Origin of the sequence: Bacillus sp. NP247 (assembly GCF_018966865.1) — a bacterium.
Taxonomy (GTDB): domain Bacteria; phylum Bacillota; class Bacilli; order Bacillales; family Bacillaceae_G; genus Bacillus_A.
In genome coordinates this window covers 920,752-938,038 of sequence record NZ_CP076653.1, presented here as the reverse complement: position 1 = coordinate 938,038, position 17,287 = coordinate 920,752, and the positions used below count along the sequence as shown (strand labels likewise).

14 protein-coding genes are annotated in these 17,287 nt (G+C 41.6%); 9 read left to right on the top strand and 5 right to left on the bottom strand.

Features of this window, described 5'->3' with window-relative positions; all coding sequences use genetic code 11:
• The first annotated feature begins 19 nt into the window (after positions 1-19).
• The 4 genes from KPL75_RS04875 (at position 20) to entD (ending at position 4,840) form a co-directional block, all read left to right on the top strand.
• Entirely contained in the window at positions 20-772 is a 753-nt protein-coding gene (locus KPL75_RS04875; protein ID WP_219919615.1) for a DeoR/GlpR family DNA-binding transcription regulator, read from the top strand.
• Positions 769-1,680, top strand: coding sequence for a 1-phosphofructokinase (pfkB, locus tag KPL75_RS04870; RefSeq protein WP_219919614.1), 912 nt, complete (start codon positions 769-771; stop codon positions 1,678-1,680). The genes KPL75_RS04875 and pfkB overlap by 4 nt, the downstream gene beginning before the upstream one ends.
• Before the next feature lie 13 nt (positions 1,681-1,693).
• A complete protein-coding gene (locus KPL75_RS04865; RefSeq protein ID WP_219919613.1) occupies positions 1,694-3,559 on the top strand; it encodes a PTS fructose transporter subunit IIABC in 1,866 nt (621 codons plus the stop codon).
• Positions 3,560-3,907: 348 nt separating this feature from the next.
• Positions 3,908-4,840, top strand: coding sequence for a cell wall-binding protein EntD (entD, locus tag KPL75_RS04860; RefSeq protein WP_219919612.1), 933 nt, complete (start codon positions 3,908-3,910; stop codon positions 4,838-4,840).
• A 62-nt stretch (positions 4,841-4,902) separates the two neighbouring features.
• Here the strand turns inward: entD and KPL75_RS04855 are convergent, their stop codons facing one another.
• The gene (locus tag KPL75_RS04855; RefSeq protein ID WP_002199601.1) at positions 4,903-5,148 is read right to left on the bottom strand and encodes a hypothetical protein; all 246 of its coding nucleotides are present in this window, start codon (positions 5,146-5,148) and stop codon (positions 4,903-4,905) included.
• Between the two features lie 182 nt (positions 5,149-5,330).
• On the opposite strand from KPL75_RS04855, the gene miaA reads away from it, so the two are divergent.
• Both miaA and hfq read left to right on the top strand, forming a co-directional pair.
• Positions 5,331-6,284, top strand: coding sequence for a tRNA (adenosine(37)-N6)-dimethylallyltransferase MiaA (miaA, locus tag KPL75_RS04850; RefSeq protein WP_219919611.1), 954 nt, complete (start codon positions 5,331-5,333; stop codon positions 6,282-6,284).
• A 21-nt stretch (positions 6,285-6,305) separates the two neighbouring features.
• Positions 6,306-6,530 carry an RNA chaperone Hfq gene (hfq, locus tag KPL75_RS04845; RefSeq protein WP_000813896.1) on the top strand — a complete coding sequence of 75 codons (225 nt, stop codon included), beginning with the start codon at positions 6,306-6,308 and terminating at the stop codon, positions 6,528-6,530.
• 78 nt (positions 6,531-6,608) lie between these two features.
• Here hfq and KPL75_RS04840 read toward each other — a convergent pair whose 3' ends face one another.
• Entirely contained in the window at positions 6,609-11,546 is a 4,938-nt protein-coding gene (locus tag KPL75_RS04840; protein WP_219921067.1) for a Gly-Xaa-Xaa repeat protein, read from the bottom strand.
• A gap of 113 nt (positions 11,547-11,659) precedes the next feature.
• Positions 11,660-12,625, bottom strand: a complete 966-nt coding sequence (locus KPL75_RS04835) for a tyrosine-type recombinase/integrase (protein WP_002146205.1) — start codon at positions 12,623-12,625, stop codon at positions 11,660-11,662.
• Positions 12,626-12,738: 113 nt separating this feature from the next.
• Between KPL75_RS04835 and spoVK the strand changes: the two genes are divergently transcribed.
• Entirely contained in the window at positions 12,739-13,695 is a 957-nt protein-coding gene (gene spoVK, locus KPL75_RS04830; RefSeq protein WP_002146206.1) for a stage V sporulation protein K, read from the top strand.
• A gap of 32 nt (positions 13,696-13,727) precedes the next feature.
• Here the strand turns inward: spoVK and KPL75_RS04825 are convergent, their stop codons facing one another.
• Both KPL75_RS04825 and KPL75_RS04820 read right to left on the bottom strand, forming a co-directional pair.
• A complete protein-coding gene (locus KPL75_RS04825) occupies positions 13,728-13,865 on the bottom strand; it encodes a hypothetical protein (RefSeq protein ID WP_000181506.1) in 138 nt (45 codons plus the stop codon).
• A gap of 99 nt (positions 13,866-13,964) precedes the next feature.
• A complete protein-coding gene (locus KPL75_RS04820; protein ID WP_002146207.1) occupies positions 13,965-14,588 on the bottom strand; it encodes a trimeric intracellular cation channel family protein in 624 nt (207 codons plus the stop codon).
• A gap of 92 nt (positions 14,589-14,680) precedes the next feature.
• Here KPL75_RS04820 and hflX point away from each other — a divergent pair, with 92 nt between their 5' ends.
• The gene (hflX, locus tag KPL75_RS04815) at positions 14,681-15,955 is read left to right on the top strand and encodes a GTPase HflX (protein ID WP_219919610.1); all 1,275 of its coding nucleotides are present in this window, start codon (positions 14,681-14,683) and stop codon (positions 15,953-15,955) included.
• A complete protein-coding gene (locus tag KPL75_RS04810) occupies positions 15,948-17,219 on the top strand; it encodes a methionine gamma-lyase family protein (RefSeq protein WP_219919609.1) in 1,272 nt (423 codons plus the stop codon). The genes hflX and KPL75_RS04810 overlap by 8 nt, the downstream gene beginning before the upstream one ends.
• The last annotated feature ends 68 nt before the right edge of the window (positions 17,220-17,287 follow it).

Here is a 17,287-nt window from a genome sequence, read left to right as displayed (position 1 = left end):
CAAAGAAGAGGTGAATAAAATGTTAACTCCTGAACGTCATCAAATGATATTGCAACTTGTAAAAGAACAGAAAGTAGTTAAATTACAGCAATTAGTTGAAAGAACAGAAAGCTCTGAATCAACAATACGTCGTGATTTAGCACAATTGGAAAAGCAAAGGTTATTAAAAAGAGTTCATGGCGGAGCCTCTGTTTTAACAGGAAAAGGACAGGAGCCAACGATGGTTGAAAAATCATCCAAAAACATTCAAATAAAACAACAAATTGCTAAGTATGCGGCTAGCGTTGTTGAACAAGGTGATTGCATTTATTTAGATGCAGGAAGTACAACATTTGAAATGATTCCATTTTTAATAAATAAAGATGTTACTGTCGTTACGAACGGACTTATGCATATTGAAGCTTTAGTTGAAAATAATATTCGTGCGTATTTACTAGGCGGAATGATGAAGAGTAGGACGAAAGCTTTAATTGGTGCAATGGCGCAAGAAAGTATGCAGAAATATCGCTTTGATAAATGTTTTTTAGGAGCGAATGGTGTACATGAACAGCTTGGTTTTACAACGCCAGATCCAGAAGAGGCACTCTTAAAACAAATGGCACTAACATTAGCGAACGAAGGATATTTCTTAATTGATGAAAGTAAGTTTTCAGAAGTTGCGTTTGCGAAAATTGCAAATGTTGAAGATGCAAATATTATTACAAATCATTTAGAAATTGATTTAGAAAAATATAAACAACAAACCAATGTAATTGAGGCTGATAAACAATGATCTATACAGTTACTTTAAACCCATCTATTGATTATGTAGTACAAGTTAATTTTTTTGATTTAGGAACAGTAAATCGAGCAGAAAAAGATATGAAGTTTCCTGGAGGGAAAGGGATTAATGTTTCTCGTGTTCTTCATCGCTTAGGTGTTGAAAATGTAGCACTTGGATTTACTGGTGGATTTACTGGTCAATTTATTAAAGATGTATTACATGATGAAGGGGTAACAACAAACTTTGTCCAAGTAGATGAAGATACTCGAATTAATGTGAAAATAAAGGGGAAAGAAGAAACAGAATTAAATGGACAAGGTCCTATTGTGACAAAAGAGCAGTTTGGCCAGTTAATGAAAAAAATTGAAAATATGCAATCTGGAGATTGTGTGGTACTTGCTGGAAGTGTACCAGCCTCTATTCCAAATACCTTTTATGAATCAATTGCTGCGTTTGGAGCGGAAAAAGGTATTCGTGTAGTAGTAGATGCAAGTGGAAGTGCACTGCAGCATGTAATTAAAAATAAGCCATTTTTAATTAAACCAAACCATCATGAACTTGGTGAGTTATTCGGAGTGGAGCTTTCAACAGTAGAAGACATTTTACCGTATGGAAAAAAATTAATCGAACAAGGTGTAGAGCACGTTATTGTATCAATGGCGGGAGATGGAGCTTTATTATTTACGGCAGAAGGTATATATGAAGCAACTGTTCCAAAAGGTGTTGTAATTAATTCAGTTGGGGCAGGAGATTCTCTTGTTGCAGGGTTTATAGGTAAATATGAACAGACAAAAGATATTGAAAAGGCATTCCAATATGGCGTTGCAACAGGGAGTGCAACAGCATTTTCGGCAGATTTATGTAAAAAGGAAAAAGTAGAAGAATTATTGTCGCAAGTAATTGTTACAAAGCGATAGGGGGAAACAACATATGAAAATTACAGAACTATTAAAAAGGGATACGATCATTATGAATTTGACAGCTTCAAATAAAGAAGCTGTCATAGATGAATTAGTTGAGAAATTAAGTGGTGCCGATCGTTTAAATAATAAGGATGAATTTAAAGAAGCTATTTTAAAGCGAGAGTCCCAAAGTACGACTGGAATTGGGGAAGGTATCGCAATACCTCATGCGAAAACAAAAGCTGTTAAGCAACCATCGATTTGTTTTGGTAGAAGTGTAAGCGGTATCAACTATGAATCGCTTGACGGACAGCCTGCGCATTTATTCTTTATGATTGCTGCGAGTGAAGGGGCAAATAATACTCATTTAGAAACGTTATCTCGTCTCTCTACGTTATTGATGGATGAAGGGTTTCGCAAGCAATTGTTAGAAGCGAAGGATGAGGATGAACTTCTCCGTTTATTTGATGAAAAAGAGAATGAAAAAGAAGAAGAAGAAGTTGAAGTTGAAGTAGCAAAGCCGGAAGGGAATGAACCGTACGTATTAGCAGTTACGGCTTGCCCGACTGGAATCGCTCACACATACATGGCTGCGGATAGTTTAAAAGCAAAAGCGGCAGAATTAGGGATTGCGATTAAAGTTGAAACGAATGGATCAACAGGTGTAAAGAACGGTTTAACGAAAGAAGACATTGAACGAGCGACAGCTATAATTGTTGCGGCAGATAAACAAGTAGAAATGAACCGTTTTGCTGGAAAACATGTTATTCAAGTGCCAGTCGCTGATGGGATTAGAAAAACGGAAACACTTCTTAATCGAGCTGTAAAACAAGACGCACCAATCTTTAAAGGAATAAAAGAAGATGGGAAGACAGAAAGTACAGAGAAAGAAAAAGGGTTAGGAATTTATAAGCATTTAATGAGCGGTGTAAGTAATATGCTTCCATTCGTTGTTGGTGGCGGAATTTTAATTGCATTAGCATTTATGTTCGGTGGAATTAAGGCGGAAGGTCCTATTGCTGAAATATTAATGAATATTGGCGGTGGAGAAAAAGGAGCCTTTTTATTCCTTGTACCTATTTTAGCTGGATTTATTGCAAGTTCTATTGCTGATCGACCTGGTTTTATGCCTGGCGTTGTCGGTGGATTTTTAGCAGCACAAGCGAATGCTGGATTTTTAGGCGGATTAATTGCTGGTTTCTTAGCTGGCTATGTTGTTTTAGGATTGAAAAGATTGTTTTCAGGATTACCAGTACAGTTAGAAGGAATTAAACCTGTTTTGTTATATCCAGTCTTTGGATTGTTAATTACAGGAGTTGTAATGCAAAAAGTAGTAAACCCGCCTGTAGTAGCATTAAATGAAATGTTAACAGGATGGTTAAATGGTTTGAGTGGTACGAATGCTATATTATTAGGCCTTATTTTAGGTGGCATGATGGCAATTGATATGGGTGGTCCAATTAATAAAGCTGCATTTACATTTGGTATTGCTGCAATAGAAGCACAGAACTTTGGAGTGCACTCTGCTGTTATGGCTGGTGGTATGGTACCGCCACTTGCAATTGCATTTGCAACTACATTCTTTAAATCGAAGTTTACTGAAGCGGAACGTAAATCTGGTTTAACAAATTATATTATGGGAGCGTCGTTTATTACAGAAGGTGCTATTCCATTTGCCGTTGCCGATCCGGTGCGTGTAATTGTAAGCTGTGTTGTTGGTTCAAGCATCGCGGGTGCCTTATCTATGTTATTCCAAATTACATTGCCGGCACCGCATGGTGGATTGTTTGTTATCGCATTAGTGAATAAACCGTTGCTATATATTTTCTCTATATTAATTGGGACGATTGTTTCAGCTATTATGATAGGGGTTTGGAAGAAGAAAGCTAAATAAAAGATAAAAAGGGACAGCTAATAGGAGTTGTTCCTTTTTCATTACAAAAAGTAATTTAATAATTGGATTATGATGGATTTTGGTAAAAGATGTAATAAAAAGTGATTTTTTTGTAACAAAAGAGTAATACTGTAATTTTTTTTGGAAAAAAATTCTTATACTAATGTGTGAGAAATATATGAAAACTATTGCTAATTTTGGTGGGAATACAATTCTTTAATATGGAAATTTATGTTACAAATCATTAATCGTTTATTACGAATGCTTTGTAATTGTGTGATTTTCGAAATTCTACAAAAAACTGTTGCTATAATGAGAACACGAAAACAAAGCAAATGGAGGCTATTCATGAAAAAATTATTAGGTATAGCAACAGCAGCAGTTTTTGGTCTTGGGATTTTTGCAGGTTCTGCTAAAGCAGAAACGATTGTAACAACAGATGTATTAAACGTTAGAGAAAACCCAACTGTAGAATCAAAGCTTGTAGGTAAAATGTTAAGTGGAAATAAATTAGATGTTATAAATACAGAAAACGGATGGTCCAAAATTAAATTAGATGGCAAAGAAGCGTTTGTAAGTGCTGAGTTTACGAAAAGTTCTTATTATGTAACAGCAAACGTATTAAACGTTCGTGCTGGAGCGAGTACTGATTCAGAAATTCTGGGCACGCTTAAAAAAGATGACTTGATTGAAACGACAAATCAAGTACAAAACGAATGGTTACAATTCGAATATGGTGGGAAAGCGGCGTATGTTCACGTACCATTTTTAACAGGTACAGCACCTGTTATTGAAAGAAAAGAAGTTCCAGCTCAAGCTGAAGCACCAACTAAGGTGAAAACGGCGGTTAAAAATGATACGGCAGTTAACGGAAAAGAATCAGTTAAAAGTGGAGCATCAAGTAAACCAGTAGCGCAAGCGAAGCCGGCAGCTAAACCAGTGGCGAAATCTACTGAAACAAGTGAACCTGCTGGTGGTCGTGAAATAACAGTAGAAGCGACAGCTTACACAGCGAATCCGGGTGAAAATGGCACATATGGTGGTCGTGTGTTAACTGCGATGGGGCATGATTTAACAGCGAACCCAAATATGAAAGTTATTGCTGTTGATCCGAAAGTAATTCCTCTCGGATCAAAAGTGTGGGTGGAAGGATATGGAGAAGCGATTGCTGGAGATACTGGTGGTGCGATTAAAGGAAACCGTATTGATGTTTTAGTTGGTTCAGATAGCACTGCTGATAGTTGGGGTCGTAAATCCGTTAAAGTGAAAGTTATAAAATAATTTATTAAAACAAAAAACGGCTGCTTGAAAATGTCTAAGCGGCCGCTTTTTTTATATAAGAATTATTGAAAAGGGTAAATTGTTTTGCCTGTAATAATTTTATACGCGGTGCAAAATTGAGTTTGCATATACTCTGTATTTTTATTTTCTGGATGTAACGCTGTTTCTTGAAGAGTAGAATGAAAGGAACGTAGTAAACAATTTAGTGCGAAGTATAATTCTTCTTGTGAACAATTTTGTTCTTTTGTAGCGGTAGCTAAAATAAGGTCTTTTATTAATAATGGAAAATCGATAGTCGCTTGTTTCATAGTCATGGCACCCTCTCCGAGCTATTTTTTATCATGTATATGCAGAATTGGACAAGCTATGCTCTTTTTTTATGTGTAATTTCATGTACTGGATTCAAAGAACTTGCAATCATGCCGTTAAAATTGGTAAGATTGGGTATAATCAATAGATGGAGTATATTACATAAAGAGAGTTGAATGATATGGGAGAAGTGCAACGCGAAAAAGTTGCTGTCATCATTGGGCCAACTGCTGTCGGGAAGACGAAATTAAGTATCGATCTTGCAAAAGCGTTGAATGGTGAGATTATTAGTGGTGATTCCATGCAAATTTATCGTACGATGGATATCGGGACTGCAAAGGTGACGATAGATGAGATGGACGGAATTCCGCATTATATGATTGATATAAAAAATCCGGAAGATTCATTTTCTGTGGCGGAATTTCAAGAACGTGTCCGTAAGTGCATTCGAGAAATTACAGAGCGCGGGAAATTACCAATTATTGTTGGTGGAACCGGTCTCTATATACAATCTGTTCTATTCGATTACCAGTTTACAGATGAGGCTGGGGACGCTACATACCGAGAACAGATGGAAAAGTTGGCACTAGAACACGGTGTGGAATATGTACATAAAAAGTTGCAAGAAGTAGATCCAGAAAGTGCAGAGCGTATTCATGCCAATAATGTAAGGCGTGTTATTCGGGCGTTAGAAATTTTTCACACGACGGGTGAAAAAATGAGTAACCAGCTCGAAAAACAAGAAAACGAGTTACTGTACGATGTTTCATTAATTGGCTTGACAATGGATCGAGAAATGCTATACGATCGCATTAACTTGCGTGTTGACCTAATGATTGAACAAGGTTTATTAGAGGAAGTAAAAGGTCTGCATGAAAGAGGAGTGCGAGAGTGTCAATCTATTCAGGCGATTGGTTATAAAGAGCTATATGATTATTTTGAGAATCGTGTCTCTTTAGAAGAATCGGTATCACAATTAAAGACGAATTCACGCCGTTATGCCAAACGTCAATTAACGTGGTTCCGTAATAAAATGGATGTCGCGTGGTTCGATGTTACTGATGGTGAAAAAACGTCAGAAATTTTACGATACATAGAAGGAAAGTTACAACTAAAGTCGAATAATAGTAAGTAGAGAAAAAGAGGAGGATTCGACATGAAGCAATCAATCAATATTCAAGATCAGTTTTTAAATCAACTCCGTAAAGAAAATACGTTCGTTACGCTGTACTTATTAAATGGTTTCCAGCTTCGTGGATTAATTAAAGGTTTTGATAACTTTACAGTCCTACTGGAAACAGAAGGTAAGCAACAGCTTATTTATAAACATGCAATTTCTACATTTGTACCTCAAAAAAATGTTTCCATTGAATTAGAATAGTAATTAACTGTACATAACAAAAAAGAGCGAGAGAACTCGCTCTTTTTTTATTTGTTATTAACTGCATAAGATTGAAATTTAAGCGATTCTAAATACAGTTAGCCTGATGTTAGTGTTTCCGGTTGCAGGAATTGTAATCTCGTTAAGAGTAGATTGGACAGAAAGATTTGTGCCAGCCGCTAAAGTTTCAATTGTTGTAAAGGAAAGTGAGTCGCCTATTAGATTTGAAGAGAAGTTGTCAGTTGCGACTGCCCCATTAATTGAAATTCCTACTCCAAGTGGAGCACATCCTGGCGCAGTTGTAGAAATGGATACGCTAATTACATAAATACCAGCGTTGATAACAGTAACTGTATTTGTGCCGTTAAAGATAATATTGTTTACGTTAATTGCAGTACTAAAGATAAAGTTATTAAATTGGAGTACTGTTTGTTGAATGTTGTTTGTAACGACAATTGTTGCTACTGGGAAACCAGTTCCAGTCGGGCCAGTCGGTCCTGTAACGCCAATTCCAGTAGCGCCAGTAGCACCAGTCGGTCCTTGAGCGCCCGTATTCCCTTGAGCGCCCGTATTCCCTTGAGGCCCGGTAGCGCCGGTAGCGCCCGTGTTACCTTGAGCACCAGTATTGCCTTGAGGTCCAGTAGCACCTGTGTTACCTTGAGCGCCAGTATTCCCTTGAGGTCCAGTCGGCCCGCCAGAAGGCCCCGTCGGTCCAGTTGGTCCAGTAACTCCGATACCAGTAGCGCCGGTAGCGCCTGTGTTACCCTGAGCGCCAGTATTGCCTTGAGTTCCGGTAGCGCCCGTGTTACCTTGAGCGCCTGTATTACCTTGAGTTCCGGTAGCCCCCGTATTACCTTGAGGTCCAGTAGTGCCCGTGTTGCCTCGAGGACCAGTAGCGCCCGTGTTACCTTGAGCGCCCGTATTACCTTGAGGTCCAGTAGTGCCCGTGTTACCCTGAGCGCCTGTATTGCCTTGAGGTCCAGTAGCGCCCGTGTTGCCTCGAGGTCCAATAGCGCCGGTAGCCCCCGTGTTACCTTGAGCCCCTGTATTACCCTGAGCGCCCGTATTACCTTGAGGTCCAGTGGCACCGGTAGCGCCTGTGTTACCCTGAGCGCCCGTATTGCCTTGAGGTCCGGTAGCGCCTGTGTTACCTTGAGCACCAGTATTGCCTTGAGGTCCAGTAGCACCAGTAGCGCCTGTGTTACCCTGAGCCCCCGTATTACCTTGAGGTCCAGTGGCACCAGTAGCGCCTGTGTTACCTTGAGCACCAGTATTGCCTTGAGGTCCAGTGGTGCCGGTAGCACCCGTGTTACCTTGAGCACCAGTATTGCCTTGAGGTCCAGTAGCGCCCGTGTTACCTTGAGCACCAGTAGTACCTTGAGGTCCAGTAGCACCTGTGTTACCCTGAGCACCAGTATTGCCTTGAGGTCCAGTAGCGCCTGTGTTACCTTGCGCGCCTGTATTACCTTGAGGTCCAGTAGCGCCTGTGTTACCTTGCGCGCCTGTATTACCTTGAGGTCCAGTAGCGCCGGTAGCACCTGTGTTGCCTTGAGCGCCCGTATTACCTTGAGGTCCAGTAGCGCCCGTGTTACCTTGAGCGCCTGTATTACCTTGAGGCCCAGTAGCGCCAGTGGCACCCGTGTTACCCTGAGCGCCAGTATTGCCTTGAGGTCCAGTAGCGCCGGTAGCGCCCGTGTTACCTTGAGCGCCAGTATTGCCTTGAGGTCCAGTAGCGCCAGTGGCACCCGTGTTGCCTTGAGCGCCCGTATTACCTCGAGGCCCAGTAGCGCCAGTGGCACCCGTGTTACCTTGCGCGCCTGTATCACCTTGAGGTCCAGTAGCGCCGGTAGCCCCTGTGTTACCTTGAGCGCCCGTATTACCTTGAGGTCCGGTAGCGCCCGTGTTACCTTGAGCGCCTGTATTACCTTGAGGTCCAGTGGTGCCGGTAGCACCCGTGTTGCCTTGAGTGCCCGTATTACCTTGCGCGCCTGTATTACCTTGAGGTCCAGTAGCGCCGGTAGCACCTGTGTTACCCTGAGCGCCAGTATTGCCTTGAGGTCCGGTAGCGCCTGTGTTACCTTGAGCACCAGTATTGCCTTGAGGTCCAGTAGCACCAGTAGCGCCTGTGTTACCCTGAGCCCCCGTATTACCTTGAGGTCCAGTGGCACCAGTAGCGCCAGTGTTACCTTGAGCACCAGTATTGCCTTGAGGTCCAGTGGTGCCGGTAGCACCCGTGTTACCTTGAGCACCAGTATTGCCTTGAGGTCCAGTGGTGCCGGTAGCACCCGTGTTACCTTGAGCACCAGTATTGCCTTGAGGTCCGGTAGCACCAGTGGCCCCCGTGTTACCTTGAGCGCCTGTATTACCTTGAGTTCCGGTAGCGCCCGTGTTGCCTTGAGTGCCCGTATTACCTTGAGGTCCAGTAGCGCCGGTAGCGCCCGTGTTGCCTTGAGGTCCGGTAGCACCAGTGGCACCCGTGTTACCTTGCGCGCCCGTGTTACCTTGAGCACCAGTATTGCCTTGAGGTCCAGTAGCGCCAGTGGCCCCCGTGTTGCCTTGAGCGCCAGTATTGCCTTGAGGTCCGGTAGCGCCCGTGTTACCTTGAGCACCAGTATTGCCTTGAGGTCCAGTAGCACCAGTAGCGCCAGTGGCCCCCGTGTTGCCTTGAGCGCCAGTATTGCCTTGAGGTCCGGTAGCGCCCGTGTTACCTTGAGCACCAGTATTGCCTTGAGGTCCAGTAGCACCAGTAGCGCCTGTGTTACCCTGAGCGCCCGTATTACCTTGAGGTCCAGTGGCACCAGTAGCGCCCGTGTTACCTTGAGCACCAGTATTGCCTTGAGGTCCAGTGGTGCCGGTAGCGCCCGTGTTACCTTGAGCACCAGTAGTACCTTGAGGTCCAGTAGCACCTGTGTTACCCTGAGCCCCAGTATTGCCTTGAGGTCCAGTAGCGCCCGTGTTACCTTGAGCGCCTGTATTACCTTGAGGTCCGGTAGCGCCCGTGTTACCTTGAGCACCAGTATTGCCTTGAGGTCCAGTAGCACCAGTAGCGCCTGTGTTACCCTGAGCGCCCGTATTACCTTGAGGTCCAGTGGCACCAGTAGCGCCAGTGTTACCTTGAGCACCAGTATTGCCTTGAGGTCCAGTGGTGCCGGTAGCACCCGTGTTACCTTGAGCACCAGTATTGCCTTGAGGTCCAGTGGTGCCGGTAGCACCCGTGTTACCTTGAGCACCAGTATTGCCTTGAGGTCCGGTAGCACCAGTGGCCCCCGTGTTACCTTGAGTGCCCGTATTACCTTGAGGTCCAGTAGCGCCGGTAGCGCCCGTGTTGCCTTGAGGTCCGGTAGCACCAGTGGCACCCGTGTTACCTTGCGCGCCTGTATTACCTTGAGGTCCAGTAGCGCCCGTGTTACCTTGAGCGCCTGTATTACCTTGAGGTCCAGTGGTGCCGGTAGCACCCGTGTTACCTTGAGCACCAGTATTGCCTTGAGGTCCGGTAGCACCAGTGGCACCCGTGTTACCTTGCGCGCCTGTATTACCTTGAGGTCCAGTAGCGCCCGTGTTACCTTGAGCGCCCGTATTACCTTGAGGTCCGGTAGCGCCGGTAGCACCTGTGTTGCCTTGAGCGCCAGTATTGCCTTGAGGTCCAGTAGCGCCAGTGGCCCCCGTGTTGCCTTGAGCGCCAGTATTGCCTTGAGGTCCGGTAGCGCCCGTGTTACCTTGAGCACCAGTATTGCCTTGAGGTCCAGTAGCACCAGTAGCGCCAGTGGCCCCCGTGTTGCCTTGAGCGCCAGTATTGCCTTGAGGTCCGGTAGCGCCCGTGTTACCTTGAGCACCAGTATTGCCTTGAGGTCCAGTAGCACCAGTAGCGCCTGTGTTACCCTGAGCGCCCGTATTACCTTGAGGTCCAGTGGCACCAGTAGCGCCCGTGTTACCTTGAGCACCAGTATTGCCTTGAGGTCCAGTGGTGCCGGTAGCGCCCGTGTTACCTTGAGCACCAGTAGTACCTTGAGGTCCAGTAGCACCTGTGTTACCCTGAGCGCCAGTATTGCCTTGAGGTCCAGTAGCGCCCGTGTTACCTTGAGCGCCTGTATTACCTTGAGGTCCGGTAGCGCCCGTGTTACCTTGAGCGCCTGTATTACCTTGAGGTCCGGTAGCGCCCGTGTTGCCTTGAGTGCCCGTATTACCTTGAGCGCCTGTATTACCTTGAGGTCCAGTAGCGCCGGTAGCACCTGTGTTGCCTTGAGCGCCCGTATTACCTTGAGGTCCAGTAGCGCCCGTGTTACCTTGAGCGCCTGTATTACCTTGAGGTCCGGTAGCGCCCGTGTTACCTTGCGCGCCTGTATTACCTTGAGGTCCAGTAGCGCCGGTAGCACCTGTGTTGCCTTGAGCGCCTGTATTACCTTGAGGTCCGGTAGCGCCCGTATTACCTCGAGGCCCAGTAGCGCCCGTGTTACCTTGAGGTCCAGTGACACCCGTAGCCCCCGTATTACCTCGAGACCCAGTGGCACCCGTAGCTCCAGCTGGTCCAGTAGGCCCTGTAGGCCCTCTGCCGAACGAAGCTGAATTAACTAGAGTAGTTTGTAACTCTGCAATTAATTTAAGGAGTTCTTGGAGTGTACAATGATCGATTCGGAATAACTTTGTGATGTAAAGTAAATAATTAATTAAAATTTGGAGTTCAACAAATACAGCATCCGGTACGAAGGTTGGATTTTTTAATGTAGTTATTAAGTTTTTTATAATAGCTAATCCTTGCGCTTTCAGGGAGGAAGTAGCGTCTAGCGAACAGATGAATTTACTTAGTAGGTTTAAAGTATCAATTAGATCTTCGATGTTTTTAGGAGACGGATTGGCGAAAAGCTTTGGGATTATTTTAATTAAATCGTTAATAATCGCTCGAAATGTTCTAATTTGTGCTTTAGAAATTGGGATGGATGGTGTGTTTGAGATTCGTCCGGCGCTACTTGGAAAGCATGGTTTGGAGAATTTGTTTTGACTGTCGTCATAACGAGACATTAAATCTCTCCTTTCTAATGAGAATGTGAATGAAACTCATCATAGTAGATGCAAAAATTAGTTAAATGGTCATAGTAAAATTTTTTGTTTAAAGAGAAAATAGAAAAAACGCCTTACAATAAGGCGTTTTTTCTATTTTCTGCGTATTTATAATATCGTTTTAGTGAAATTTTTGATTTGAATCCAGCTAGTTTTATAATTTCTGATTCCGGCGTTTCTTTTTTTATTAAGTTTAAAATATAGGTGTTGCGAAAGTGTTGTCCTGAGATTCCTTTGCGTAAATTCGCTCTTGCTACTTCAAGTCGGATCATTTTTTGGATAGCGATTTCTGTTAGTGCTTTTGGTGCGTCGTTTTCGTATACCCATCTGTATGTTCCGCGGTTAAAATCGAATGCAACAAACAATGGGTCATTACTATGGTATTTAGGACGAACTGGTTCTGGAATACTTTTATAATATGTGTACAGTTGTTTTTTGTCTTCGGTTGCTAATGTGATTGTTCTTTCTACGCCTGCGGTTGCTGGAATAGAAAGTGTATTAGTTTCGAAATGAACGTGATGCATAGCTAGTGCTGTAAGTTCCTGTAAGGATAGTCCGTAATCGATTAATAGACTTAAAATAGAAATATTACGATCCATTAATAACGGACGAACAGGACGTTGTTTTTCTGAAAGTCCTTCTAATGAAGTGACTATATGCTTTAATCTTTTTTCTTCATCGGATGAAATGAAATCTTCATTACGCAATGAACGGTTTGGTTGAATAGTAATTTCCATATTCTTTAATGGATTTGGAATGTTAAGAAAATGATGCATTCTATTTAATACAATAAATACGCGATGCATTGTTTTCTCAGAGTAGTGTCGATTCTTTTTTAAGTCTGAAAAGTAATCTTCATAGTCTTTTGTACAAAGTGTTGCCCATATATTACTGGAAGGGAGCTTTTTGTTTTTTTCTAACCAATGTCCAAAATCTTCAATGTCATAAACGTAACGTTTAATGGTTGAAGACTTTCGGCCTTTATTCAATAAAAAAATAGAAAAGGCTTGTATTGTATCATGGAATTCCGTTGTTTCCATAGTCCCACCACCTTAATTATTTCTTATATTATAGCAAACTTTTCTGAAAATAGGCATTTGCAAGAGGGACTGGAATAATAATATTTGGTGAGTGGATAAAATGAGGTGATTGTATGGAACAATCGATGCGTAAGAAAAATAACAATCAAATTAATATTGTATTAAACCATCGAAAAAAAATTTCGTTACCGGCATCAGAAAATCAAACGGTAATTTCAAGTGAAACCACTACTAAACATGAGATGTTGCAGAGAATTGAAGAAGAGATGGGAAAACTTGTTGGGATGGATGATATAAAAAAGATAATAAAAGAAATTTATGCTTGGATTTATGTAAATAAAAAAAGGCAAGAGGTGGGGTTGAAGTCTGAGAAGCAAGTGCTTCACATGTTATTTAGGGGGAATCCCGGTACTGGGAAGACAACCGTTGCTAGAATGATAGGAAAATTGTTGTTTGAGATGAATATTTTATCGAAGGGGCATTTAGTTGAAGCTGAACGTGCTGATCTTGTAGGTGAGTATATCGGTCATACAGCGCAAAAGACGAGAGATTTAATAAAGAAGGCTATGGGAGGGATTTTATTTATTGATGAAGCGTATTCATTAGCGCGGGGTGGAGAGAAGGATTTTGGGAAGGAAGCTATTGATACACTTGTGAAGCATATGGAAGATAAGCAGCACGGTTTTGTATTAATTTTAGCTGGATATTCAAGAGAGATGAATCATTTTCTTTCATTAAATCCAGGATTACAATCTCGTTTTCCATTTATTATTGAATTTGCGGATTACTCGGTAAATCAGTTGTTGGAAATTGGAAAGAGAATGTATGAAGAGCGTGAATACCAGTTATCAAAGGAAGCTGAGTGGAAATTTAGAGATCATTTACATGCTGTAAAGTATTCGTCGCAAATTACATCGTTTAGTAATGGGCGGTACGTACGGAATATTGTTGAAAAATCAATTCGCACACAGGCTATGCGGTTGTTGCAAGAAGATACGTATGATAAGTATGATTTAATTGGAATATCAAGTGTTGATTTAATGTTGGAAGAGGAGACGCACAGTACATAAACTGTGCGTCTGTTTTTTGTGCATAAGTTCGTTTATTCTTTTTTTTCTTTTTCTTGGTGAGATTTATGGAAGCGTTCCATTTTAGCGCTCTTTTCGTGTGCTGAATTAGGATCGTGTCCAAATTGGTTTACTGAGCTTTTTTGAGCACCTTTGTTAACATGGTTTGTCATTGGTATTCACCTCGCTTTAAAAATTAGTATAAACATTATGTAAAGAAAAACTCGTTAGAAAAGAAAAACCTCTTTACGATATGTAAAGAGGTTAGAGTGTTATTTATGCATTGAACGTTCCTTTGTATCGATACGTCTATGCGGTAAATGCCATTTGTAATGAATAGAAATCATGCGGAAGCAAACAATTAAAATGAATAAGGTGTATAAAGCCCAATCGCTAACGATAATTTTAGCGCCAATTAAGAAACCTGCTAAAATCGTCCAAAACGCATATACTTCAGCTCGGAGGACAAGAGGTTTTCTACGAGCTAAAAGGTCGCGGATAATACCGCCGCCGATGCCTGTTAAAACAGCAGCTACGATTGTAGCGCTAATTGGTAAATCTAGTTTTTGAGCATAGAGTGCTCCTTGTACAGCGAATGCTGATAAACCGATGGCGTCCGTGATGTTTTCCCATTTTTTCCACTGTCTAATTAATTTATTTGGAAAAAGAAAAATAATCGTCATTGATAATAGTGCGATTTGGAATAACATGTCTTGTTGCCAAAATGCGACGATTGGATAACCGATTAATAAATTACGAAGGGCACCTCCCCCAAATGCGGTTGCCATTCCTAAAATATATACCCCGAAAATATCATAATCTTCTTCCATTGCAACAATGGCTCCGCTTAGTGCGAAGGCGATTGTGCCTATGATGCTAAAAATCTCCCATGCCATGAATTTTCTCCCCCGCTAACTAGATGAAATATGCTTCCTCTGCTATTATATTAGAAGGTTTAAATTTCGAAAAGGATGAGTGAACATATTTGATGGAAGAAAAAGAAAAAGTCATATTAGTTGGCTGTCAATTGTCGCAAGATGATGATGAAAAATTTATGCATTCCATGAAAGAGCTTGTATCGCTAGCAAAGACTGCGCGAGCGGAAGTGTTAGTATCAACGACGCAAAAGCGCCCGAAGTTTCATCCTGCGACTTATATAGGAAAAGGTAAACTTGAAGAGCTTACGCTGTTAACTGAAGAATTAGAACCAGCTGTTATTATTTTTAACAACGAGTTAACACCAAGCCAAATTCGGAATTTATCTTCAGTATTAGATGCGAGAGTGATTGACCGAACGCAGTTAATACTAGATATCTTTGCGCAACGTGCGAAATCGAGAGAGGGTAAGCTTCAAGTAGAGCTAGCTCAGTTGCAATATACAATGCCGCGCCTTATGGGGCAAGGTTTGTCTTTATCACGTCTTGGTGGTGGAATTGGTACAAGAGGACCGGGAGAGACGAAGCTTGAAACGGACCGTCGTCATATTCGATCGCGTATTGATGAAATAAAGAAACAACTTGCGGTTGTTGTGGAACATCGAAAAAGATACCGTGAGAGAAGAAAAGACAATAAAGTATTTCAAGTTTCATTAATAGGGTATACAAATGCAGGGAAATCGACGCTATTTAATAGATTAACGGAAGCGGATACGTTTGAAGAAAACTTATTGTTTGCAACGTTAGATCCGACAACAAGAAAGATGCCGTTACCTTCTGGTTATACAGTATTGCTAACTGATACAGTTGGTTTTATACAAGATTTACCTACGTCATTAATTGCTGCTTTTCGTTCAACACTAGAAGAAGCTGGTGAAGCGGATGTTATTTTACATGTTGTTGATTCGGCAGATTCTAATTATGTAGGGCATGAGCAGACAGTAAAACAATTATTGTCAGACCTTGAAATTAATCATATTCCTATTATTACGTTATATAATAAAAAAGATAAATTGCATCAAAACTTCATTCCATTTCCGAAAAGTGATTTCTTAATGACTAGTGCTTTTGAGGAAAGTGATTTACTGCGTATAAAAGAAGCGATAGAAATGAAGATGAAGGAAGAAATGGATGATTATCAAGTGGAAATTCCTCCGAGTGAAGGTAGGTTGTTAACGCTTTTAAAGACGGAAACGTTATTAACTAAAATGGAGTTTCTAGAAGATAAATTTGTATATGATTGTACAGGATATATATTTGCTCATTCATCGCTTAATGGGCAATTAAAGAGATTTTTAGTGGAAGAAGGAGAAAATAATAATGTTTGATCGTTTGAAAAATGGAGAAAAAATGGCTCCAATCGTAAAAGAAGTAGAAAGTCAAATTATAGAAGTGCATAAACGTGTGGATGAAGTAATTGAGAGTAATCAATTTCGTGTGCTAGAAAGTTTTCGTAAACATAAAATTAGTGATTCGCATTTTATTCCGACGACAGGTTATGGGTATGATGATATTGGTCGTGACACGTTAGAGAAAGTGTATGCGGATGTATTTGGAGCGGAAGCGGGTCTTGTTCGTCCTCAAATTATTTCGGGTACTCATGCAATTTCAACAGCTTTATTTGGTATTTTACGTCCGGGAGATGAGTTACTATACATAACGGGGAAACCGTATGATACGTTAGAAGAAATCGTTGGTGTGCGCGGAAAAGGTGTAGGCTCATTTAAAGAATATAATATTGGTTATAACGCAGTTCCGTTAACTGAAGAGGGGTTTGTGGACTTTGAAGCTGTTGCAGCTGCGATCCATAGTAATACGAAGATGATTGGTATTCAGCGTTCAAAAGGATATGCTACTCGTCCATCGTTTACTGTTTCACAAATTAAAGAGATGATTGCGTTTGTGAAAGAGATTAAACCTGATGTTGTTGTATTTGTAGATAACTGCTATGGCGAATTTATTGAAGAAGAAGAGCCATGTCATGTTGGTGCGGACTTAATGGCAGGTTCTCTTATTAAGAATCCTGGCGGGGGAATTGTTAAAACGGGTGGTTACATTGTCGGTAAAGAACAGTATGTTGAAGCGTGTGCATATCGTCTAACATCTCCGGGGATTGGTGCGGAAGCAGGGGCATCTTTATACAGTCTACAAGAAATGTATCAAGGTTTCTTCTTAGCGCCGCATGTTGCGGGGCAAGCGCTGAAAGGTGCGATTTTTACAGCGGCATTTTTAGAAAAGTTAGGAATGAATACATCGCCAGCGTGGAATGCTTCAAGAACAGATTTAATTCAGTCTGTTCAATTTGATGATAAAGATCGTATGGTTGCGTTCTGTCAAGCGATTCAATATGCATCTCCGATTAATTCGCATTTCACTCCGTATGCAAACTATATGCCAGGTTATGAGGATGATGTAATTATGGCTGCGGGGACGTTTATTCAAGGTGCAAGTATCGAATTGTCAGCTGATGGCCCAATTCGTCCGCCTTATGTTGCTTACGTACAAGGTGGGTTAACTTATTCGCATGTAAAGATTGCGATTTGTTCTGCGATTGATGCGTTAATTGAAAAAAATCTATTAACAATTTCTTAAAGGGAAGCTGTCGATTTCGGCAGCTTTTTTCGTGTGAAAGCAATCATTTGTACCATTAGAAAAAAGAG